Origin of the sequence: Klebsiella sp. A-Nf5, from assembly GCF_002810545.1 — a bacterium.
Lineage (GTDB): Bacteria > Pseudomonadota > Gammaproteobacteria > Enterobacterales > Enterobacteriaceae > Klebsiella > Klebsiella variicola.
On sequence record NZ_PIOG01000222.1, the window covers coordinates 237,154 to 257,742 of the forward strand.

Sequence of the window (20,589 nt, forward strand, 5' to 3'; positions counted from 1 at the left end):
AAAAAGTGCCACAGGAGTATGTTTTTATAGGGCCACGAGGAGGTGAAATGAACATACCGGACGATGGGTTTTTTACGCTGGTGACGCAGGGGATGCGTGACCGAATGGACGAGACCCTGCAGCGGGCCCTTTACCACACATTGCGCCATGCCATCCTGCAGGGAACCCTGGCGGCCAGCTGCCGTTTGCCCGGATCGCGAGTGATTGCCGGACGGCTGCAGCTGTCGCGGAATACGGTCAATGCTGCACTGGAGCAGCTGGCGCTGGAGGGGTACCTGACACGGAGCCGTCAGGGGACGCAGGTGGTACCGCTCGCCGCCTGCCGCGAAGAGGCCGTGAAGGTGCCGCCCGTTGTGCTGCCTGAGCGGCTGCAAGGGCTGCCAGCCGCGATGCGTCGCGACTCTCCGGCGCTGCTGTTTACCCCTGGCATGCCGGCGGTGAACTATTTTCCGTTGCCGCTGTGGCGGCGGCTGATGGATAACGTCTTACGTGACGAGGGCAGCGCGCTGCTGGGCTATGGTGAGGCGGCAGGCGACTCTCTGCTGCGGGAGGCTATCGCTCGCCATCTGGCGCTGTCCCGGGGGATCCGTTGCGATATTCGGCAGATTGTCATTACCGAGGGGGCGCTGGAAGGGGTGAACTTATGCGCTTCGCTGCTGACGGATCCTGGCGACAGCGTGTGGGTGGAAGAGCCGGGTTACCTGGGGGCCAGGAGCAGCTTCCAGCGGGCAGGGCTGCGGGTCAGCGGGATGGCGGTCGATGACGAAGGGATGGGTATCGCCAACGGCGTCGCGGAGCCGCCTCGGCTCATTTTCACCTCTCCTTCACATCAGTATCCCCTCGGGAGCGTCATGAGCGCTGCGCGACGTCTGGCGCTGGTGGAGTATGCCCGCCTGCACGGGGCGTGGATTGTGGAGGATGACTACGACAGCGAGTTTCGCCATAGCGGAGAGCCGATCCCGGCGATGCTGGGAATGGTGCCTGATGCCCCGGTTGTGTATCTCGGTACCTTCAGCAAAACGCTATTTCCGGCGCTGCGTATTGGCTTCATGGTGATGCCGCCCGCGCTGGCGGATGCCGCGCAGGGTGCGATTGGCACGTTGCTGCGTGGGGGACACCGCACTGAACAGCGGGCGCTGGCCAGGTTTATTGAGAAGGGGCACTATGCCCGCCATCTGGCGGCCATGCGTCGCCTGTACCGCAAGCGTCAACAACAGCTGCGTGAGGCACTGGCGCAAGAGATAACCGTGCCATGCGACGTCCATGGCGGGGAAGGGGGGCTCCATCTGACGGTGGCAATGGAAGGGATTGATGACCAGGCGATTGCGCAGCAGGCGCGTCAGTTTCAACTGGCGCCTGCCGCGTTAAGTCATTTCTATCTCGACCCGCAGCGAGCGCGGAGCGGGCTGGTGCTGGGATATGGTAATACTTCTGCTTCCCGCTATCCGTTGGCGCTGCGGACGCTAAATCGTCTTATTGTGCAGCACCGGCGCGGGTCAGTGTAAAGACGTCGTAGAAGGAGAGCTCGCCTTTGGTGGCGACCATCTTTTTGAGCTGCGCCTTCTGCTCGCCATCGACATCCGGCGACTGAAGAATACGCTCGATCAGCTGCCGGGGAACAAAGCGGGTGTTGTACCATTCCCCGTTGTAGCACACGCGAAAGTCGAGGACATCGATATCTTCATAACGATAGCGTGGATAGACGTCAAAGAAGAAAAAAGCGTTGAACAGGATGAACAGCACCACCAGTAACCAGACCGAGTCTACCAGCGTTTCAGAGCGCAACATGACCACCAGCGTCGCCAGAAACGCGGCATACATGGCAACAAACAGCCCCGGATGGTTGCGAATAAAACTGATGCTAAAACGCGGGCGATTATCGCGTTTTTCCTGAACGTTGAGTTCGTCAATGGTGTGAGTCAGCAGGCGTTGTATTTCTGTCATCTTGGTCCCCGAATTCTGCAATGAGCCAACCGCGTGCGCCCGGCGGACCAGGCGTAGCAGGCTCAGCCTGAAGGCTATTTTATGTTGCAATATTCCGAGGCGAAAGTAACAGATCAGTTACAGAAAAGCATAACAGTTACGGATTTGGTACCGGAAGGCGCTTGATGATCTGCGCCGGGTTGCCGCCGACGACAGCACAGGCCGGGACATCTTTGGTCACTACCGCTCCAGATGCAATGACCGCATTATCGCCAATGGTCACCCCGGGATTGATCACCGCCCGGCCGCCAATCCACACATTGTGGCCAATGGTCACCGGTTTGCCATATTCCTGGCCGCTGTTACGCGCCTCAGCATCCAGCGGATGGGTGGCGGTATAAATATGGACACCCGGCGCCAGCATGCAATTATCGCCAATATGAATAGGGCAGACGTCCAGCATCACGCAGTCAAAATTGGCGTAAAACGCGTTGCCGAGAAAGATATTGTAGCCGTAGTCGCAGCGAAAGCTTGGCTCGATATACGCATCGCCGGCGCGACCGAACAGCTCGGCCAGAATATGCTGACGTTCTTCCTGCGCATCCGGGGAGGAATGATTATAACGATGCAATAACTGTCTGGCGCGCAGGCGATCGGCGCGAAGGGTCGGGTCGCCAGATAGATAAAGCTCACCGGCGATCATTTTGCGTTTTTCTTCACTCATGGGTCTTCCTTATACCTGACTTTTAATGGTCGCAGCAGTATAAAAAAGAAACCGGTTACAGGGTTGCTGTTGAATGAATGCTGTGAATCGTGTCACAAAGATACCCTGCAAATGCCGGCGGTTAGCATCCGGTCGGCAAACATTACGTGCGCAGTAATTAGCGGATAAACTTCCAGACTGATGTGGGGATCTTATCGTACAGCTTATTCATAGTCAGTTCAGCCAGACGATGGTCAGCGGCTGAGTAAAATACCGCCAGCTCATTATCAGACAGTTCATATTTATTTTTTTCAATGACGCGCTCCAGCGTGTCAATTGTCTGGCAACGACGTAAGCGCATCAAATAGTCTGTTTTAGTTAATGGCTTATCAGACATAATTCCACCTTTTGATTGTAATAATTCTAACACGAGAGACTGGCCGGGTTTTCCCGACTGGCGTTGACAAAGCAACGAAATAGCCGATTACCGGATTTTTTCCACTTTTGCAAATCCGCTGAGTTAATGCCGTAGTTACTGAACAAGGTAAAAGTATCGTCCAGATATTCGTCAACCTGGGCGACCAGCTTATTATCCTCAGTGTACTTAATTTTATAATTAAGCGCGAACGTGGCAATGTGCTCGATCAATTCATTTAACTGAAGATTGACAGCCGAAGTCGGGTCGTTGACCCAGCCATGGTTGCTCTCTTCCAGGTTTGCAAGGCAGTCATGATACAGCGTTTCGCAGAGAAAGCGTAGCTGTGCAATATCATGTCTTTTTGGCGAGTATTCGTCCATAACGCATCCCCTTTTGAGTGGTTTAAACGACGACTAACAAACACCGTTGTGGGATGAACACGACTAACCGACCTGACACTAACTGAGTAATCCTGCTGATTTAACTATAATCCACTCTCCAACAGATTTCATCGTGCTATTACGAAAAATTACAATTATCAGAGAGAAATTATCTTAAAAATAGACAAATTAATTTCTTTGGCCCTGGAGCACAACCTGAGAAATAGAGAAGTCTTATCAATCATTGGCTTAAGGCTGGCAGCAGTCGCGTTCAGAAACCGCCGGCCGAGGGCGCTGGTATTAGGATTATTCCTGGTCAATGAGCGTGTAAAGATCATGAGCGCAAGGCAATGTGAAAAATAGCCAGGGCCATATCAATATATATTAAATGCAGCACGAAAAATAAACAATGGCAATATGTGCCCTGCGGCGAGGGACAAAAAAAGGGCCGCGAATGCGGCCCTTTGTTCAGGTGTAACGATTAATGATGCTCAACCTGATGGCTGTGCTCAATATCTTCCGTTTTCTTGCTAAAGCGGCGGCGAACCACCACGAAGAACACCGGCACGAAGAAGATCGCCAGAATCGTCGCCGTCACCATCCCGCCCATTACGCCAGTACCTACGGCGTTCTGTGCGCCGGAGCCGGCACCCGAGCTGATAACCAGCGGCATAACACCGAGGATAAACGCCAGGGAGGTCATCAGGATCGGACGCAGACGCATACGTACTGCTTCAAGCGTCGCCTCAATCAGCCCTTTGCCCTCTTTCTCCATCAGATCTTTGGCGAATTCAACGATCAATATGGCGTTCTTCGCCGACAGGCCGATGGTGGTCAACAGACCCACCTGGAAGTAAACGTCGTTGGTTAAACCGCGGAAGGTGGCGGCTAACAGCGCACCGACCACACCCAACGGGACGACCAGCATGACCGAGAACGGTATCGACCAGCTCTCATACAGCGCCGCCAGACACAAGAAGACGACAATCAGGGAGATGGCGTACAGGGCAGGGGCCTGGTTGCCGGACAGTCGTTCCTGATAAGACATCCCGGTCCAGTCGTAGCCGATACCAGAAGGCAGTTTACCCGCCAGCTCTTCCATCAGGCTCATCGCTTCACCCGTACTCTTGCCTGGCGCTGCCTGGCCGAGAATTTCCAGCGACGGCAGACCGTTGTAGCGTTCCAGACGCGGTGAACCGTATTCCCAGCGCGAGGTAGAGAAGGCGGAGAAGGGCACCATCTGACCATCGCTGCCGCGAACATACCACTTGCCAATGTCTTCCGGCAGCATACGGTATTTCGCTTCAGACATGATGTACACTTTCTTCACGCGGCCACGGTCAATAAAGTCGTTGACATAGCTCCCGCCCCAGGCTGCGCCCAGCGTGGTGTTAATGTCACTGATGGAGACACCCAGCGCCTGGGCTTTTTCCTGATCGATATCGACTTTGAACTGCGGTGTATCTTCCAGACCGTTAGGACGCACGCCGGTTAACACGTCAGGATGCTGCGCCACCATGCCAAACAGCTGATTTCGCGCTTGCGTCAGTTTTTCGTGTCCCAGACCGCCCTGGTCAATGAGCTGGAAGTCAAAGCCGGTCGCGGTACCCAGTTCAACGATAGCTGGCAGGTTAAAGGCGAACACCATCGCATCTTTAATCTGCGAGAAGTAGCCCATCGCCCGGCCGGTGATCGCTTCAACTTTGTTTTCCTCACCCGGACGCTGGCTCCAGTCTTTCAGCGAGACGAACGCGATGCCGGTGTTCTGGCCGCGGCCGGCGAAACCGAAGCCGTTAACCGCAAACACGGATTCCACGTTGTCCTTCTCTTTGGTGAGATAGTAATTCGTCATCTCATCCAGCACTTTCTGCGTACGCTCCTGGGTGGCGCCGGCAGGCAGCTGCGCCATGCTCAGGAATACCCCCTGGTCCTCGTCCGGCAGGAACGAGCTCGGCAGACGGACGAACAGCCACGCCATGCCCACCACGATGATCAGATACAGCACCAGATAACGACCTGTGCTGCGCAGAATGTTGCCTACGCTGTCGGTGTAGTGGTGCGTGCTCTTATCGAACATGCGGTTAAACCAGCCGAAGAAACCGGTGGTCGCGCCATGGCTGCCTTTCTGAATAGGCTTCAGCATCGTGGCGCACAGCGCTGGCGTCAGGATCAACGCCACCAGTACCGACAGCGCCATCGCAGAAACGATGGTGATGGAGAACTGGCGATAGATGGCCCCGGTTGAACCGCCGAAGAACGCCATCGGGATAAATACCGCCGACAGCACCATGGCGATACCGACCAGCGCGCCCTGAATCTGTCCCATCGATTTACGCGTCGCTTCTTTCGGCGGCAGACCCTCTTCCGCCATTACGCGCTCGACGTTCTCGACCACCACGATGGCGTCATCCACCAACAGGCCGATGGCGAGCACCATCCCGAACATCGTCAGGGTGTTTATCGAGAAGCCAAACGCTGCCAACACCGCGAAGGTGCCTAACAGGACTACCGGTACGGCGATGGTCGGGATCAGCGTGGCGCGGAAGTTCTGCAGGAACAGATACATAACCAGGAACACCAGGATGATCGCTTCTACCAGCGTTTTAACCACTTCGTGAATAGAGATTTTCACGAACGGGGTGGTGTCATACGGGTAAACGATTTTCAGGCCCGACGGGAAAAACGGCTCCATCTTCGCCAGTTCAGCGCGAATAGCGTTGGCGGTATCCAGCGCGTTCGCGCCGGTAGCCAGTTTAATACCCAGACCGGATGCCGGCTGGCCGTTAAACTTCGCCACCACGTCATAGCTTTCGCCGCCCAGTTCAATTTTGGCGACATCGCGCAGACGAACCTGGGAACCGTCCTGGTTCACCTTCAGCAGAATGTTGCCAAACTCTTCGGTATTGGTCAGACGGGTTTGCGCGATGATCGAGGCGTTAAGCTGCTGGCCTTTCACCGGCGGCGTACCGCCTAACTGACCCGCGGCCACCTGGGCGTTCTGCGCTTTCAGGGCGCTGATCACGTCCACCGGCGTCAGCTGGAAGTTGTTCAGTTTGTTCGGATCCATCCAGATACGCATCGCGTACTGGGAACCGAACAGCTGAACGTCGCCGACACCGCTGGTACGGCTGATCGGGTCCTTCATGTTGGCCGCCACGTAGTCCGAAATATCGTCCTGGTTCATGGTGCCGTTGGTGTTAATAACGCCGACAACCATCAGGAAGCTGCTGGACGCTTTCTCAACGCTAATCCCTTGCTGCTGTACTTCTTGCGGCAGCAGAGGCGTCGCCAGCGCCAGCTTGTTCTGAACCTGAACCTGGGCAATATCCGGATCGGTACCGGATTCGAAGGTCAGGGTGATGGTCGCCGTACCGGTGGAGTCGCCATTTGAGGACATGTACATCAGGTGGTCGATACCGTTCATATTCTGTTCGATAACCTGAGTCACGGTGTTCTGCACGGTTTCGGCGTCAGCACCGGGGTACATGGCGGTAATGGAAATTGCTGGCGGCGCAATCGTCGGATATTGCGCTACCGGCAATTTGAGGATCGATAATCCCCCAGCCAGCATGATGATGATGGCGATCACCCATGCAAATATGGGGCGATCGATAAAGAAATTAGGCATGTCTTAACGGCTCCTGTTTAAGTTAAGACTTGGTTTGTTCTGATGGCGCGTTGCCTGCGGCTTGCTGTTTATCATCAGAAGCTACTTCCTGCGCTTTTACCTGTACGCCTGGTTTGATTTTTTGCAGGCCAGTGACGATAACGCGATCGCCCGTTTTCAGACCGTCAGTCACCAGCCATTTATCGCCAATCGCCTGAGACGCTGTGACCTGGCGGACTTCAACTTTATCGCCTTCACCGACCACCATGACGCTGGCGTCGCCGCGCGGCGTACGGGTAACGCCTTGTTGCGGTACCAGCAGGGCGTCAGGGTTGACCCCTTCTTCCAGACGCGCACGGACGAACATCCCTGGTAACAGGCTGTGATCCGGGTTCGGGAAAATCGCGCGCAGCGTGATAGAGCCGGTGGTCTGATCGACTGTCACATCCGAGAATTCCAGCGTACCGGACTGCGGATACTTAAGACCGTCATTGGTGACCAGCTCTACTTTCGCTTTGCCATTTTCCTGTTTCAGGCGGCCATCGGCCAGCTCCTGTTTCAGGCGCAGGAAATCATTGCTCGACTGGGTGACGTCAACATAGATCGGATCCAGCTGCTGAACAGTTGCCAGCGCGGTCGACTGACCATTCTGCACCAGCGCCCCTTCGGTCACCGCGGATTTACCAATCCGGCCGCTAATTGGCGAGGTGACTTTGGTGTAGGCCAGATTGATGCGCGCAGTTTCAACGGCAGCTTTCGCCGCGACCACGGCCGCATTGCTTTGCTGCGCCGTTGCGACGGCGGTATCGTAGTCTTGTTGACTAATATATTTGGTGCCTAACAGTTTCTGATAACGCTTGACCGTCAGTTGATCCATGTTTGCCGCCGCCTGGGCTTTTGCCAGGTCGCCTTTGGCGCTGTCATAGTTGGCCTGATAGGTGGCGGGATCGATCTGATATAGGGAGACGCCGGCCTGGATATCGCTACCTTCCACGAAGTTACGTTTTAAAATAATGCCACTGACCTGAGGACGGACTTCCGCAATGCGATAGGCGCTGGTACGGCCTGGCAGTTCGGTGGTTATTTGTAGAGGTGCGGATTTGAGCGTCACAATACCGACTTCCGGCATGTGCTGGGCTCCTTGTTGAGCCGGTTTATCGTCACATCCTGTTAGCGCTAAGCTGCCTGAGAGCATCAGAACGACCGCCAGAGGCGTTAACCCTCTGTTTTTGTTCATATGTAAACCTCGAGTGTCCAATTTCAAAATGTTCAGTGGCTCAAACAACCACAAACCCACTACAGTCTTTCTATTATGGTCATGCTATGGTACATACATTCACAAATGTATGTAAACGTAACCTCTGTAAAGTCATTAACCTATGGCACGAAAAACCAAACAACAGGCACGTGAAACCCGGCAACTGATTCTGGATGTTGCTCTGCGTCTGTTTTCGCAGCAAGGCGTATCATCTACCTCGTTGGCAACAATTGCAAAAGCTGCGGGTGTAACGAGGGGGGCTATCTACTGGCATTTCAAGAATAAATCAGATTTATTCAACGAAATTTGGGAGCTGTCAGACGCCAGTATTAGCGATCTCGAAATTGAGTATCGGGCAAAATTCCCCAACGATCCACTCTCAGTTATCAGGGAGATATTAGTCTATGTTCTTGAAGCGACAGTGACAGAGGAACGTCGACGATTAATGATGGAGATTATCTACCACAAGTGTGAGTTTGTCGGTGAGATGACCGTGGTGCAGCAGGCCCAGCGGCAGCTCTCCCTGGCGAGCTACGAGCGTATCGAGCAGACCTTAAAAGAGTGCATCGCCGCGAAGCTATTGCCCGCCAATTTACTCACCCGGCGGGCGGCCGTGTTAATGCGCAGCTACCTTTCCGGACTGATGGAAAACTGGCTGTTTGACCCTGATTCGTTCGACCTGCATGCGGAAGCGCGAGACTACGTCGCCATCCTGCTGGAGATGTATCAGTTCTGTCCCACGCTACGTGGCCCGGAGAGCCTGACAGCTTAACGTAGCGCGCGGATGAACGTGAATTTTTAGCGCCGTCCGCCGCTATTCGCCAGCGCTGAGAAGTGCTATTCTGCGCGCTTGCGACGACCCCCGGTATTCTCCGGCATTTGCAATCATTCATATTACTATGCTGCACACGATCTCCAGGCAACGCGCCACGTTTATCTTTTTCATTACGCTGCTCTGCTTTATTGGCCTTTTCAGCCCAGTCCAGGGCCGCGCCGCGGACCTCCCCGACCGGGCAGAGGTGCAGAGCCAGCTCAATGCGTTAAACAAGCAAAAAGAACTGACTCCGCAGGACAAACTGGTCCAGCAGGATTTGACCCAGACGCTGGAAACGCTGGATAAAATCGAGCGTATCAAAAGCGAGACGACGCAGCTCCGCCAGCAGGTCGAGCAAGCCCCGGCGAAGCTGCGCCAGGCGGTGGATAGTCTCAACAACCTGAGCGACGTCCCCGACGACGCCGCCACCCGCAAAACGCTCAGTACACTCTCTCTGCGTCAACTGGAGTCACGCGTCACCCAGACGCTGGACGACCTGCAGAATGCGCAAAACGATCTGGCGACTTACAACAGCCAGCTGGTTTCCCTGCAAACGCAGCCGGAACGTGTGCAGAACGCCATGTATAACGCCTCCCAGCAGCTGCAGCAGATCCGCAATCGGCTGAATGGCACTTCGGTGGGCGACGAGACGCTGCGCCCGACCCAGCAGGTGCTGTTGCAAGCGCAACAGGCATTGCTCAACGCGCAGATCGAGCAGCAGCGCAAGAGCCTCGAAGGCAACACCGTCCTGCAGGATACCCTGCAGAAGCAGCGTGACTACGTCACCGCCTGGAGCAACCGCCTGGAGCATCAGCTGCAGCTGCTGCAGGAGGCGGTGAATAGCAAGCGGCTGACGCTGACGGAGAAAACCGCCCAGGAGGCGGTCACCCCGGATGAAACCACGCGAATTCAGGCCAATCCGCTGGTCAAACAAGAGCTGGATATCAACCACCAGCTGAGCGAGAAGCTGATCCAGGCGACGGAGAACGGCAACCAGCTGGTACAGCGCAATATCCAGGTGAAGAACTGGCTCGACCGCGCTCTGCAGTCTGAGCGGGATATAAAAGAGCAAATTTCCGTGCTCAGAGGCAGCCTGCTGCTGTCGCGCATTCTTTATCAGCAGCAGCAGACGCTGCCGTCGGCGGACGAACTGCAGGATATGACCAACCGCATCGCCGACCTGCGGCTCGAACAGTTTGAGGTGAACCAGCAGCGCGACGCGCTGTTCCAGAGCGACGCCTTTGTCGCCAAACTGGAAGAGGGACACAGCAGCGAAGTGAACGATGAAGTGCACGCCGCGCTGCTGGAAGTGATCGACATGCGCCGCGAGCTGCTTGACCAGTTTAATAAACAGCTGGGTAACCAGCTGATGATGGCCATCAATCTGCAGATCAATCAGCAACAGCTGATGAGTGTCTCAAGCAGCCTGAGGGAAATTTTGACCCAGCAAATTTTCTGGGTGAACAGCAATAAACCGATGGACTGGGAGTGGATTAAGGCCTTCCCGGAAGCGCTGAAAGGTCAGTTTAAGGCGATGAAAATCACCGTGAACTGGGAAAAAGCGTGGCCCGCGGTGTTTATCGCTTTCCTGGCCGGTTTACCATTGCTGCTGATTGCCGGCCTGATCCGCTGGCGTCTGCAGTGGCTGAAGGATTATCAGGCTAAGCTGGCTTCCCAGGTGGGGCAGCTGCGCAACGATACCCAGCTGCATACGCCAAAGGCGATCCTTATTGACCTGATTCGAGCCTTGCCGGTGGTGCTGGTGATTTTGGCGATTGGCCTGATCTTACTCACCATGCAGCTCAATATCAGCGGTCTGCTGTGGGCATACAGTAAAAAGCTGGCCATGTTCTGGCTGATCTTCGGCCTGTGCTGGAAAGTGCTGGAAAAGAACGGCGTGGCGGTCAGCCACTTTAATATGCCGGCGCAGTTGACCAGCCACTGGCGGCGGCAGATTGTTCGCGTCAGCCTCGCGCTGCTGCCGCTGAATTTCTGGTCGGTGATTTCCGAGCTGTCGCCACTGAACCTGATGGACGACGTGCTGGGGCAGTTTGTGATTTTCTTCAATCTGCTGCTGATTGCCGTGCTGGTCTGGCCGATGTGCCGGGAAAGCTGGCGCGATAAAGAGTCGCACAGCCTGCGCCTGCTGACGATCACCGTGCTGTCTATTGTCCCGGTAGCCCTGATGGTGCTGACGGCAACGGGTTACTTCTACACCACGCTGCGCCTGGCGGGACGCTGGATCGAGACCGTGTATCTGGTGATGATCTGGAACCTGCTGTACCAGACCGTGCTGCGCGGTCTGAGCGTGGCGGCGCGGCGTATCGCCTGGCGTCGCGCACTGGCGCGCCGTCAGCATCTGGTGAAGGAGGGCGCGGAAGGCGCCGAGCCGCAGGAGGAGCCGGCCATTGCTCTTGAGCAGGTCAACCAGCAGACGCTGCGTATCACCATGTTAGTGATGATCGCGCTTTTTGCCGTCATGTTCTGGGCGATTTGGTCTGATCTGATCACCGTTTTCGCCTATCTCGACAGCATTACCCTCTGGCACTACAACGGTACCGAAGCGGGGGCCAGCGTGGTGCGCAGTGTCACGATGGGCAGTCTGCTGTTTGCCATTGTGGCGTCGATGGTCGCCTGGGCGCTAATACGCAACCTGCCGGGTCTGCTGGAGGTGCTGGTCCTGTCGCGTCTCAATATGCGTCAGGGAACTTCCTACGCCATCACCACCATTCTTAATTATGCGATTATCGCCATCGGTGCGATGACGGTGTTCGGGTCGCTGGGCGTCTCCTGGGATAAACTGCAATGGCTGGCGGCCGCGCTGTCGGTTGGTTTAGGTTTTGGCCTGCAGGAGATCTTCGGTAACTTCGTCTCCGGCCTGATCATTCTGTTCGAGCGTCCGGTACGCATTGGGGATACGGTAACCATCGGTACTTTCTCCGGTACGGTAAGCAAAATCCGTATTCGCGCCACCACCATCACCGACTTCGATCGCAAAGAGGTGATCATCCCGAACAAGGCGTTCGTTACCGAGCGCTTGATCAACTGGTCGCTCTCCGACACCGTGACTCGCGTGGTGATCCGCCTCGGCGTTGCCTATGGTTCAGACCTGGATAAAGTGAAAGAGGTGCTGCTGAAGGCCGCGCACGATCATCCGAAAGTAATGCAGGAGCCGGCGCCGTCGGTGTTCTTCACCACCTTCGGGGCCAGTACGCTGGATCATGAACTGCGTCTGTATGTTCGTGAACTGCGCGATCGCAGCTACACGGTGGATGAGCTCAACCGCGCCATCGACCGCCTGTGCCGGGAGAATGACATCAACATTGCCTTTAACCAGCTGGAAGTTCATCTGCGCAATGAAAAAGGCGATGAAGTCACCGAAGTGAAGCGGGACGGGAAGGGGGACGATCTGGCGCCCACCACCGCGTCCTGATCGAAGAGGGGCGGCGCAAAGCCGCCCCTGCTGCTTCAGGGTGCCAGCGCGGCGAGTTCTTCATCGCTGAGCCCGGTGAGCTCCTGCACGGTTTGACGTTCGAGGCCGCGCGCCAGCATTCTGGCGGCGATGCTGCGAGTGGCTTCCTGCTCACCCTCTTGCTGTCCCTGTTTACGCCCTTTTTCTTCCAGCCATTCGGCAATGGTCATCATCAGCTCCTTATGCCTGGGCGACTGCGCCGCCAGCGTGCGGATCAGCGCCCCCGGATGTTCCGTCGTTCCCGCCTGCAACATATAGCGCAGCAGCGTATTCAGCTGCGCTTCGGTCAGATAGCCTTGCGTCATCAGCGCAATCAGCGGCACCTGCAGCTCGGCCAGATCGCGATGGCGGATATGCTTTTGCAGCAGCTCCAGCATGGCCATCCGCCGATGACGGGCGATCTGATTATCTGGCATAACGGTGAGGTCCACCAGCGGAAAATCATCACTATAGAGCGCCTTCGCCAGCGCCGGATCGGCGAATAGCTGTTGCCAGTGACGGGCCCAGGGCCAGGGGCTAACTTTGCCGTGATAAAAGAGAATGGGCACCACCAGCGGCAGCGTGTCGTGGCCGGCGTCCAGATGACGCTGCATGGCGGCCAGCGCATAGCGCAGCAGGCGAAACGCCATCAGCTTGTCCGGGGTACTCTGGTGCTCAATCAGCGCGTAAACATAGCCGGGTCCGTGACGCGTGCGCAGTGAGTAAAGGATATCGGAATAGCTGGCGCGCAGGTCCTCTTCAACAAAGCTACCGGAGACCAGCTGCAGCGAATCCAGTTCGCAGATCGCCAGAAACGGCGCGGGGAGGTACAACTGCAAAAAATCCTTCGCGACCGCCTGATGCATGAGCATCTGACGAAACACCGCGTCGTGTGGGGTTTGACTGACTTTCTCCATGAATATTGTCTCCAGTGGCGTCATGCGCAGAGGACCAGACTGCCAGCACACTGCCGGAGACAACATCCTACTTCTCTGGGTTTTGCGACCCGCTTTCCGCGTTTTTTAACTTGTTTGCATAATCCCGCCGGACAATTTCCAGCGCGCCCAGCACGGTTTGCGCCGGGATCTGATGCGATTCCAGCAACATGATTAAATCGACGGCCAATTTGACCTCATCGGATGCATTTTCCAGTGACAATGGGCTCTCCTGTTAGCGCGTCAGCCGCGCCAGTACGTTTTCAATTTTGTCCAGTGCCTGCCTGCAGCGGGCCAGCCGGCCGCTGTAGGCCTCAACTTCTCTGGCCAGTCGCTGCTGTTCGTCAAGGCTGGTCGCCTGCGTCAGCTGGCGCTGGCGTTGGTCGCGCATCGCCAGCAGGCGGCGCTCATACTCCTGATGCTGCAGGCGACGGCGCTGCCAGCGGCTCAGCGCCGGAGAGGCGTGGTCCCAACTGCGCAACGACCAGGTCGCGGTTTCACGACGTAGCGCGGCGATTTGCGCCGCCAGACGCTCGGCAATCCAGACCACCTGCGGCAGCTGCTGGCGCTCGACGGCCTGGCTCAGTTGGGTAAAATTTTGCTGGGCTTCCGCCAGATAGGCCTGCATCAGCGTGCTGCGGGTGTGAAAGAGCTGACGGTCAAAGCGCGGGCTCAGGGTCGCGTGCTCCGCCAGCGGCGCAACCAGCGCGGCCAGCTCGCTGAGCTGATCGTTCAGCGTTTGTAAAAGTTGAGCTGTTTTCACCAAACCCCTCCATTCCCTTTCAGCCAACTGTGCTACAGTAGCCTCATCTGTTTGATAACGATTCGCATTATGCCACCTGTTATTCTAACCATTATCGGCTGGCTGGCGGTAGCGCTGGGTACGCTGGGCATCTTCTTACCGTTGCTGCCGACGACGCCGTTTATTCTGCTCGCCGCCTGGTGCTTTGCTCGCTCATCGCCGCGCTTTCACCAATGGCTGCTGTATCGCTCCTGGTTTGGCGGCTATCTTCGCCACTGGCAGCAGTACCGTGCGATGCCTCGCGGCGCCAAACCGCGCGCCATTGCGATGATCGTGGTGACTTTTGCTATTTCGCTGTGGCTGGTTAAGCTTACGTGGGTGCGCATCATGCTGTTGGTCATTCTGGCCTGTCTGCTGATCTTTATGTGGCGCATTCCGGTGGTTGACGCAAAGCAACAAAAGCACTGATGCGCAATAATGCCTGTTGCAATTGTTGCTGACAGCCAGTAAATTCTGGCGTTTTCGAGCGCGGGCAAGCCTGGTCAAAGGTTAAACAAATGTTTCTTTGGCCCCTTTTGCACGCCCGTGGGTAACACCGTTTCAATCAGGCATACACTTATGACCGCAACTGCACAGCAGCTTGAATATCTGAAGAACAGCATCCAGAGTATCGAGGATTATCCAAAACCTGGCATTCTTTTCCGCGATGTCACCAGCTTACTGGAAGACCCGAAGGCCTACGCGCTTAGCATTGAACTGCTGACCGAGCGCTACAAAGACGCGGGTATTACCAAAGTGGTAGGGACTGAGGCGCGTGGCTTCCTGTTCGGCGCCCCGGTCGCGCTGGCGCTGGGCGTGGGCTTTGTTCCGGTTCGCAAGCCGCGTAAGTTGCCGCGTGAAACCATTGCCGAGAGCTATGAGCTGGAGTATGGCACCGATCAGCTGGAGATCCACGTTGACGCGATCAAACCGGGCGACAAGGTGCTGGTGGTGGACGATCTGCTGGCGACCGGCGGCACCATCGACGCGACGGTCAAACTGATCCGCCGTCTCGGCGGCGAAGTGCACGATGCCGCTTTCATTATCAACCTGTTCGATCTGGGCGGCGAACAGCGCCTGGAGAAGCTGGGGATCCACTGCTACAGCCTGGTGCCGTTCCCGGGCCACTAAGCAAATCCCTCCACATAGCCTCGCCGATCGGGCGGGGCTGTGATAGCATGACCCCTTCGTGATTTCACCTTCCAGCGTTTCAGAGCCAGCCCATGAGTTATCAGGTCTTAGCCCGTAAATGGCGCCCACAAACCTTTGCTGACGTCGTCGGCCAGGAACATGTGCTGACCGCACTGGCGAACGGCTTGTCGTTAGGGCGCATTCATCACGCTTATCTTTTTTCCGGTACCCGCGGGGTCGGTAAGACCTCTATCGCCCGCTTGCTGGCGAAAGGGTTAAACTGTGAAACCGGCATCACCGCCACCCCCTGCGGCGTGTGCGATAACTGCCGGGAAATTGAACAGGGGCGTTTTGTCGATCTGATTGAGATTGACGCCGCCTCGCGAACCAAAGTCGAAGATACCCGCGACCTGCTGGATAACGTCCAGTACGCGCCGGCCCGCGGCCGCTTTAAGGTCTATCTCATCGACGAAGTTCATATGTTGTCGCGCCACAGCTTCAACGCGTTATTAAAAACGCTGGAGGAGCCGCCGGCGCACGTCAAATTCCTGCTGGCGACGACGGATCCGCAGAAGCTGCCGGTGACGATCTTATCCCGCTGCCTGCAGTTCCATCTCAAAGCCCTGGATGTTGAACAGATCCGCCATCAGCTGGAGCATATTCTTGGCGAAGAGCAGATTGCCTTTGAGCCTCGCGCGCTGCAGCTGCTGTCGCGGGCAGCTGACGGCAGCCTGCGCGATGCTTTAAGCCTGACCGATCAGGCGATTGCCAGTGGAGAAGGGCAACTGACGGCCGCATCGGTGAGCACTATGCTCGGCACCCTTGATGACGATCAGGCGCTGTCGCTGATTGAAGCGCTGGTCGCTGCCGACGGCGAGCGGGTCATGGCAGGCGTCAATGACGCCGCCGCACGCGGCGTCGAGTGGGAGGCACTGCTGGTGGAGATGCAGAGCCTGCTGCACCGCATCGCCATGGTTCAGCTGTCGCCTTCGGCGCTGGGCGCCGATATGGCCACGGTCGAAGTGCGGATGCGCGAACTGGCGCGAACCGTACCGCCGGGTGACGTTCAGCTTTACTACCAAACGCTGCTGATGGGCCGCAAAGAGCTGCCTTATGCGCCGGACCGGCGAATGGGCGTCGAAATGACGCTGCTGCGCGCGCTGGCGTTTCATCCGCGTAAGCCGCTGCCAGAGCCGGAAGTGCAGCCGGCACAGACCGCCGCACCCGCGCCGCGTCAGCCCGTTGCTCCCGCGGCGCCACCGCAACAGCCGCCGCAGAGTTTGCCGCCGACCACCAGCCAGGTGCTGGCGGCCCGCAGCCATCTGCAGCGCAGCCAGGGAGCAACCACCCCAAAAAAGAGTGAACCGGCAGCCGCTTCCCGCGCGCGGCCGGTGAATAACGCTGCGCTGGAACGACTGAGTTCAATTAGCGAGCGCGTACAGGCTCGTCCGGCGGCGGCTGCGCTTGAGCAGGCCCCGGCGAAGAAAGAGGCCTATCGCTGGAAGGCGACGACAGTGGTTGAAGAGACCAAAGTCGAAGTCGCCACGCCAAAAGCGCTGAAAAAGGCACTGGAGCATGAGAAGACGCCGGAGCTGGCGGCCAAGCTCGCCGAAGAAGCGGTCGAGCGCGACAGCTGGGCGGCGGAAGTGAGCCAGCTGGCGGTGCCAAAGCTGGTCGAGCAGGTGGCGCTCAACGCGTGGAAAGAGCAGGAGGGCAGCCGCGTCTGTCTGCATCTGCGCCCCAGCCAGCGTCACCTCAATTCCGCCGGCGCGCAGCAAAAACTGGCTGAAGCGCTGGGGGTGTTGTACGGTACGCCGGTTGAATTGACCATCGTGGAAGACGATAATCCCGCGATGCGTACGCCGCTGGAGTGGCGGCAGGCAATTTATGAAGAGAAGCTCGCGCAGGCGCGCGAAGCCATTATTGCGGATAATAACATTCAGACCCTGCGTCGTTTCTTCGACGCCGATCTGGATGAAGAGAGTATCCGCCCCATTTGAACGCCAGTCTGACTGGCATTCAGTACCTTTAACGATGACTGACTGAGAGAGAAGCCTATGTTTGGTGGAAAAGGCGGCCTGGGTAACCTGATGAAGCAGGCCCAGCAGATGCAAGACAAAATGCAGAAGATGCAGGAAGAGATCGCTCAGCTGGAAGTGACCGGCGAATCCGGCGCGGGTCTGGTGAAAGTGACCATTAACGGCGCGCACAACTGCCGCCGTGTGGAAATCGACCCAAGCCTGCTGGAAGACGACAAAGACATGCTGGAAGATCTGGTGGCTGCCGCGTTTAACGACGCCGCGCGCCGCATTGAAGAGACCCAGAAAGAGAAGATGGCTTCCGTTTCTGCCGGTATGCAGCTGCCGCCAGGCTTTAAGATGCCGTTCTGATGCAAACCAGCCCGCTGTTAACTCAGCTTATGGAAGCGCTGCGCTGTCTGCCGGGCGTTGGCCCGAAGTCGGCGCAGCGCATGGCGTTTACCCTGCTGCAGCGCGATCGCAGCGGTGGTATGCGCCTGGCGCAGGCGCTGACGCGTGCGATGTCGGAAATCGGCCACTGCGCCGATTGCCGCACCTTCACCGAGCAGGAGGTGTGCAATATCTGCAGCAACCCGCGTCGCCAGGAAAACGGCCAGATCTGCGTGGTGGAGAGTCCGGCGGACATCCACGCCATTGAGCAGACCGGGCAGTATTCCGGCCGCTACTTCGTGCTGATGGGGCACCTGTCGCCGCTCGACGGCATTGGGCCAGATGACATCGGGCTCGATCGCCTTGAACAACGGCTGGAAGCGGAGTCGATCACCGAGGTGATCCTTGCCACCAACCCGACCGTTGAGGGCGAGGCGACGGCCAACTACATCGCGGAGCTGTGCGCGCAGTATGGCGTTGATGCCAGCCGAATCGCCCACGGCGTGCCGGTGGGCGGTGAGCTGGAGATGGTTGACGGCACCACGCTGTCCCACTCGCTGGCCGGTCGTCACAAGATTACTTTCTGAACAAATGGAGGCGGCCAGCGCCGTCTCCGCTTGAAAAATTTCCCCGCAGTCCCCATCTCCCACTCAACGGTTTTTTACCCCATTTAAAATGGCATTGTTGAGGTTGAATCAGATGAAAGGACAAGAAACTCGTGGTTTTCAGTCAGAGGTAAAGCAACTTCTGCACCTGATGATCCATTCCCTCTATTCCAACAAAGAAATCTTTCTGCGTGAGCTGATTTCCAACGCCTCTGATGCGGCCGATAAGCTGCGTTTCCGCGCGCTGTCGCAGCCGGATTTGTATGAGGGCGATGGTGAGCTGCGCGTACGGGTTTCGTTTGATAAAGACAACCGCACCCTGACCATTGCCGATAACGGTATCGGCATGAACCGGGAAGAGGTTATCGACCATCTCGGCACCATCGCTAAATCCGGTACCAAAGCGTTTCTGGAATCGATGGGTTCCGACCAGGCGAAAGACAGCCAGCTGATCGGCCAGTTCGGTGTCGGCTTCTACTCTGCTTTCATCGTGGCGGATAAAGTGACCGTGCGTACCCGTGCGGCGGGCGATAAACCTGAGAACGGCGTGTTCTGGGAATCCGCCGGCGAAGGGGAATATACCGTTGCTGATATCACCAAAGCCGATCGCGGCACCGAAATCACCCTGCATCTGCGTGAAGGCGAAGACGATTTCCTCAACGACTGGCGCGTACGCTCCATCATCAGCAAGTATTCCGACCATATCGCGCTGCCGGTTGAGATTGAAAAGCAGGAAGAAAAAGACGGCGAAACCGTGATTTCGTGGGAAAAAATCAACAAGGCGCAGGCCCTGTGGACCCGCAGCAAGTCCGAAGTTAACGACGACGAATACAAAGAGTTTTACAAGCATATCGCTCACGACTACAGCGACCCGCTGACCTGGAGCCACAACCGCGTGGAAGGTAAGCAGGAGTACACCAGCCTGCTGTATATCCCGTCGCAGGCGCCGTGGGATATGTGGAACCGCGATCATAAACACGGCCTGAAGCTGTACGTGCAGCGTGTGTTCATTATGGACGACGCCGAGCAGTTTATGCCGAACTACCTGCGCTTCGTGCGCGGCCTGATCGACTCCAACGATCTGCCGCTGAACGTCTCCCGTGAAATCCTGCAGGACAGCAGCGTGACCCGCAACCTGCGCACCGCGCTGACCAAACGCGCGCTGCAGATGCTGGATAAGCTGGCGAAAGATGACGCTGAAAAATATCAAACCTTCTGGAAACAGTTCGGCCTGGTGCTGAAAGAGGGCCCGGCGGAAGATCCGAGCAACCAGGAAGCGATCGCCAAACTGCTGCGCTTCGCGACGACGCATACCGACTCCTCCGCACAGACCGTGTCGCTGGAAGAGTATGTCTCGCGCATGAAAGAAGGCCAGGAGAAGATCTACTACATCACCGCCGACAGCTATGCGGCGGCGAAGAGCAGCCCGCACCTCGAACTGCTGCGTAAGAAAGGGATTGAAGTTCTGCTGCTCTCCGATCGCATCGACGAGTGGATGATGAGCTACCTGACCGAGTTCGACGGCAAAGCGTTCCAGTCGGTGGCGAAAGCCGACGAGTCGCTGGACAAGCTGGCGGATGAAGTGGACGAGTCCACCAAAGAAGCTGAAAAAGCGCTGGAGCCGTTCGTTGAGCGTGTGAAAAACCTGCTTGGCGACCGGGTGAAAGAGGTGCGTCTGACCCATCGTCTGACCGACACCCCGGCGATTGTCACTACCGATGCCGATGAGATGAGCACGCAGATGGCGAAGCTGTTCGCGGCAGCGGGCCAGGCGGCACCGGAAGTGAAATACATCTTCGAACTGAACCCGGCGCATCAGCTGGTGAAACGCGCCGCCGATACCCAGGATGACGCGCAGTTCGGCGAATGGGTGGAACTGCTGCTGGATCAGGCGCTGCTGGCCGAGCGCGGCACGCTGGAAGATCCGAACCAGTTTATCCGTCGTATGAACCAGCTGCTGGCTTCCTGACGCGAACCTGAACGAGTAGCCCGGCCGAGCGACGCGACGCCGGGAACGGGATAAATGCCCCGCCTGAGCAATTTGCTCCGGCGGGGCATTTCACATTGGATTGCATAAAATATCTCACCATTAACCGTTTCAGCCGCACCGCCTTCCTTGAGCCATCGCCGTTCTGGTGGTATGGTTTAGCGTTTTTGAAAAATTGAATCGACTTT

The 20,589-nt window shown here is 57.0% G+C and carries 18 protein-coding genes, 1 pseudogene and 1 other annotated feature; of the genes and pseudogenes, 10 read left to right on the top strand and 9 right to left on the bottom strand.

Annotation, left to right across the window (positions count from 1 at the left end):
• Positions 1-47: 47 nt before the first annotated feature.
• Entirely contained in the window at positions 48-1,505 is a 1,458-nt protein-coding gene (locus tag CWM53_RS21660) for a PLP-dependent aminotransferase family protein (protein WP_074386718.1), read from the top strand.
• Here CWM53_RS21660 and CWM53_RS21665 read toward each other — a convergent pair.
• On the bottom strand, positions 1,474-1,944 hold the full coding sequence (locus CWM53_RS21665) for a YlaC family protein (protein ID WP_061155526.1): 471 nt from the start codon (positions 1,942-1,944) through the stop codon (positions 1,474-1,476). The two genes, CWM53_RS21660 and CWM53_RS21665, sit on opposite strands and share 32 nt — an antisense overlap.
• 33 nt (positions 1,945-1,977) lie before the next feature.
• On the opposite strand from CWM53_RS21665, the pseudogene CWM53_RS31290 reads away from it, so the two are divergent.
• Positions 1,978-2,109 (top strand): annotated as a pseudogene (locus tag CWM53_RS31290) (hypothetical protein).
• Here CWM53_RS31290 and maa read toward each other — a convergent pair.
• From maa to acrA, 5 genes are all read right to left on the bottom strand, one after another.
• A complete protein-coding gene (gene maa / locus CWM53_RS21670) occupies positions 2,081-2,647 on the bottom strand; it encodes a maltose O-acetyltransferase (protein ID WP_074386717.1) in 567 nt (188 codons plus the stop codon). The pseudogene CWM53_RS31290 and the gene maa sit on opposite strands and share 29 nt — an antisense overlap.
• Positions 2,648-2,804: 157 nt before the next feature.
• Positions 2,805-3,023 (bottom strand): HHA domain-containing protein, encoded by a 219-nt coding sequence (locus CWM53_RS21675; RefSeq protein ID WP_002892050.1) that lies wholly within the window; start codon positions 3,021-3,023, stop codon positions 2,805-2,807.
• Between the two features lie 26 nt (positions 3,024-3,049).
• Positions 3,050-3,424 carry an Hha toxicity modulator TomB gene (gene tomB / locus CWM53_RS21680; protein ID WP_074386716.1) on the bottom strand — a complete coding sequence of 125 codons (375 nt, stop codon included), beginning with the start codon at positions 3,422-3,424 and terminating at the stop codon, positions 3,050-3,052.
• Positions 3,425-3,905: 481 nt separating this feature from the next.
• Positions 3,906-7,052, bottom strand: a complete 3,147-nt coding sequence (acrB, locus tag CWM53_RS21685) for a multidrug efflux RND transporter permease subunit AcrB (protein WP_074386715.1) — start codon at positions 7,050-7,052, stop codon at positions 3,906-3,908.
• 22 nt (positions 7,053-7,074) lie between these two features.
• Positions 7,075-8,268: a multidrug efflux RND transporter periplasmic adaptor subunit AcrA gene (gene acrA, locus CWM53_RS21690; RefSeq protein ID WP_074386714.1), complete on the bottom strand. Its 1,194-nt coding sequence runs from the start codon at positions 8,266-8,268 to the stop codon at positions 7,075-7,077.
• Between the two features lie 142 nt (positions 8,269-8,410).
• Here acrA and acrR point away from each other — a divergent pair, with 142 nt between their 5' ends.
• The gene (gene acrR / locus CWM53_RS21695) at positions 8,411-9,061 is read left to right on the top strand and encodes a multidrug efflux transporter transcriptional repressor AcrR (protein WP_100631438.1); all 651 of its coding nucleotides are present in this window, start codon (positions 8,411-8,413) and stop codon (positions 9,059-9,061) included.
• A gap of 127 nt (positions 9,062-9,188) precedes the next feature.
• A complete protein-coding gene (mscK, locus tag CWM53_RS21700; RefSeq protein WP_100729382.1) occupies positions 9,189-12,536 on the top strand; it encodes a mechanosensitive channel MscK in 3,348 nt (1,115 codons plus the stop codon).
• Between the two features lie 35 nt (positions 12,537-12,571).
• On the opposite strand, the gene CWM53_RS21705 is transcribed toward mscK, so the two are convergent.
• The 3 genes from CWM53_RS21705 to priC all read right to left on the bottom strand — a co-directional run bounded on the left by CWM53_RS21705 (position 12,572) and on the right by priC (position 14,252).
• Positions 12,572-13,471 (bottom strand): Rpn family recombination-promoting nuclease/putative transposase, encoded by a 900-nt coding sequence (locus CWM53_RS21705; protein ID WP_074386712.1) that lies wholly within the window; start codon positions 13,469-13,471, stop codon positions 12,572-12,574.
• A gap of 67 nt (positions 13,472-13,538) precedes the next feature.
• Entirely contained in the window at positions 13,539-13,712 is a 174-nt protein-coding gene (rsmS, locus tag CWM53_RS21710) for a pleiotropic regulatory protein RsmS (protein ID WP_008805442.1), read from the bottom strand.
• 12 nt (positions 13,713-13,724) lie between these two features.
• A complete protein-coding gene (gene priC / locus CWM53_RS21715) occupies positions 13,725-14,252 on the bottom strand; it encodes a primosomal replication protein N'' (RefSeq protein ID WP_061155518.1) in 528 nt (175 codons plus the stop codon).
• A 69-nt stretch (positions 14,253-14,321) separates the two neighbouring features.
• Between priC and CWM53_RS21720 the strand changes: the two genes are divergently transcribed.
• The 6 genes from CWM53_RS21720 to htpG all read left to right on the top strand — a co-directional run bounded on the left by CWM53_RS21720 (position 14,322) and on the right by htpG (position 20,383).
• Positions 14,322-14,699 (top strand): DUF454 family protein, encoded by a 378-nt coding sequence (locus tag CWM53_RS21720; RefSeq protein ID WP_008805444.1) that lies wholly within the window; start codon positions 14,322-14,324, stop codon positions 14,697-14,699.
• Between the two features lie 150 nt (positions 14,700-14,849).
• The gene (gene apt / locus CWM53_RS21730) at positions 14,850-15,401 is read left to right on the top strand and encodes an adenine phosphoribosyltransferase (RefSeq protein ID WP_012542663.1); all 552 of its coding nucleotides are present in this window, start codon (positions 14,850-14,852) and stop codon (positions 15,399-15,401) included.
• Between the two features lie 92 nt (positions 15,402-15,493).
• Positions 15,494-17,401: a DNA polymerase III subunit gamma/tau gene (gene dnaX, locus CWM53_RS21735; RefSeq protein WP_074386710.1), complete on the top strand. Its 1,908-nt coding sequence runs from the start codon at positions 15,494-15,496 to the stop codon at positions 17,399-17,401.
• Positions 16,734-16,798 (top strand) — a sequence feature (DnaX frameshifting element). Its footprint overlaps the gene before it by 65 nt.
• 57 nt (positions 17,402-17,458) lie before the next feature.
• A complete protein-coding gene (locus CWM53_RS21740; protein ID WP_061155516.1) occupies positions 17,459-17,791 on the top strand; it encodes a YbaB/EbfC family nucleoid-associated protein in 333 nt (110 codons plus the stop codon).
• Positions 17,791-18,396, top strand: a complete 606-nt coding sequence (gene recR / locus CWM53_RS21745; RefSeq protein WP_008805449.1) for a recombination mediator RecR — start codon at positions 17,791-17,793, stop codon at positions 18,394-18,396. The genes CWM53_RS21740 and recR overlap by 1 nt, the downstream gene beginning before the upstream one ends.
• A gap of 112 nt (positions 18,397-18,508) precedes the next feature.
• A complete protein-coding gene (gene htpG, locus CWM53_RS21750) occupies positions 18,509-20,383 on the top strand; it encodes a molecular chaperone HtpG (protein WP_012542661.1) in 1,875 nt (624 codons plus the stop codon).
• Positions 20,384-20,589: the final 206 nt, after the last annotated feature.

Bases quoted from the DNA above. Each gene is read 5' to 3' on its own strand.
- CWM53_RS21660 (WP_074386718.1), top strand. From the start codon at position 48: ATGAACATACCGGACGATGGGTTTTTTACGCTGGTGACGCAGGGGATG.
- CWM53_RS21665 (WP_061155526.1), bottom strand. From the start codon at position 1,944: ATGACAGAAATACAACGCCTGCTGACTCACACCATTGACGAACTCAAC.
- maa (WP_074386717.1), bottom strand. From the start codon at position 2,647: ATGAGTGAAGAAAAACGCAAAATGATCGCCGGTGAGCTTTATCTATCT.
- CWM53_RS21675 (WP_002892050.1), bottom strand. From the start codon at position 3,023: ATGTCTGATAAGCCATTAACTAAAACAGACTATTTGATGCGCTTACGT.
- tomB (WP_074386716.1), bottom strand. From the start codon at position 3,424: ATGGACGAATACTCGCCAAAAAGACATGATATTGCACAGCTACGCTTT.
- acrB (WP_074386715.1), bottom strand. From the start codon at position 7,052: ATGCCTAATTTCTTTATCGATCGCCCCATATTTGCATGGGTGATCGCC.
- acrA (WP_074386714.1), bottom strand. From the start codon at position 8,268: ATGAACAAAAACAGAGGGTTAACGCCTCTGGCGGTCGTTCTGATGCTC.
- acrR (WP_100631438.1), top strand. From the start codon at position 8,411: ATGGCACGAAAAACCAAACAACAGGCACGTGAAACCCGGCAACTGATT.
- mscK (WP_100729382.1), top strand. From the start codon at position 9,189: ATGCTGCACACGATCTCCAGGCAACGCGCCACGTTTATCTTTTTCATT.
- CWM53_RS21705 (WP_074386712.1), bottom strand. From the start codon at position 13,471: ATGGAGAAAGTCAGTCAAACCCCACACGACGCGGTGTTTCGTCAGATG.
- CWM53_RS21720 (WP_008805444.1), top strand. From the start codon at position 14,322: ATGCCACCTGTTATTCTAACCATTATCGGCTGGCTGGCGGTAGCGCTG.
- apt (WP_012542663.1), top strand. From the start codon at position 14,850: ATGACCGCAACTGCACAGCAGCTTGAATATCTGAAGAACAGCATCCAG.
- dnaX (WP_074386710.1), top strand. From the start codon at position 15,494: ATGAGTTATCAGGTCTTAGCCCGTAAATGGCGCCCACAAACCTTTGCT.
- CWM53_RS21740 (WP_061155516.1), top strand. From the start codon at position 17,459: ATGTTTGGTGGAAAAGGCGGCCTGGGTAACCTGATGAAGCAGGCCCAG.
- recR (WP_008805449.1), top strand. From the start codon at position 17,791: ATGCAAACCAGCCCGCTGTTAACTCAGCTTATGGAAGCGCTGCGCTGT.
- htpG (WP_012542661.1), top strand. From the start codon at position 18,509: ATGAAAGGACAAGAAACTCGTGGTTTTCAGTCAGAGGTAAAGCAACTT.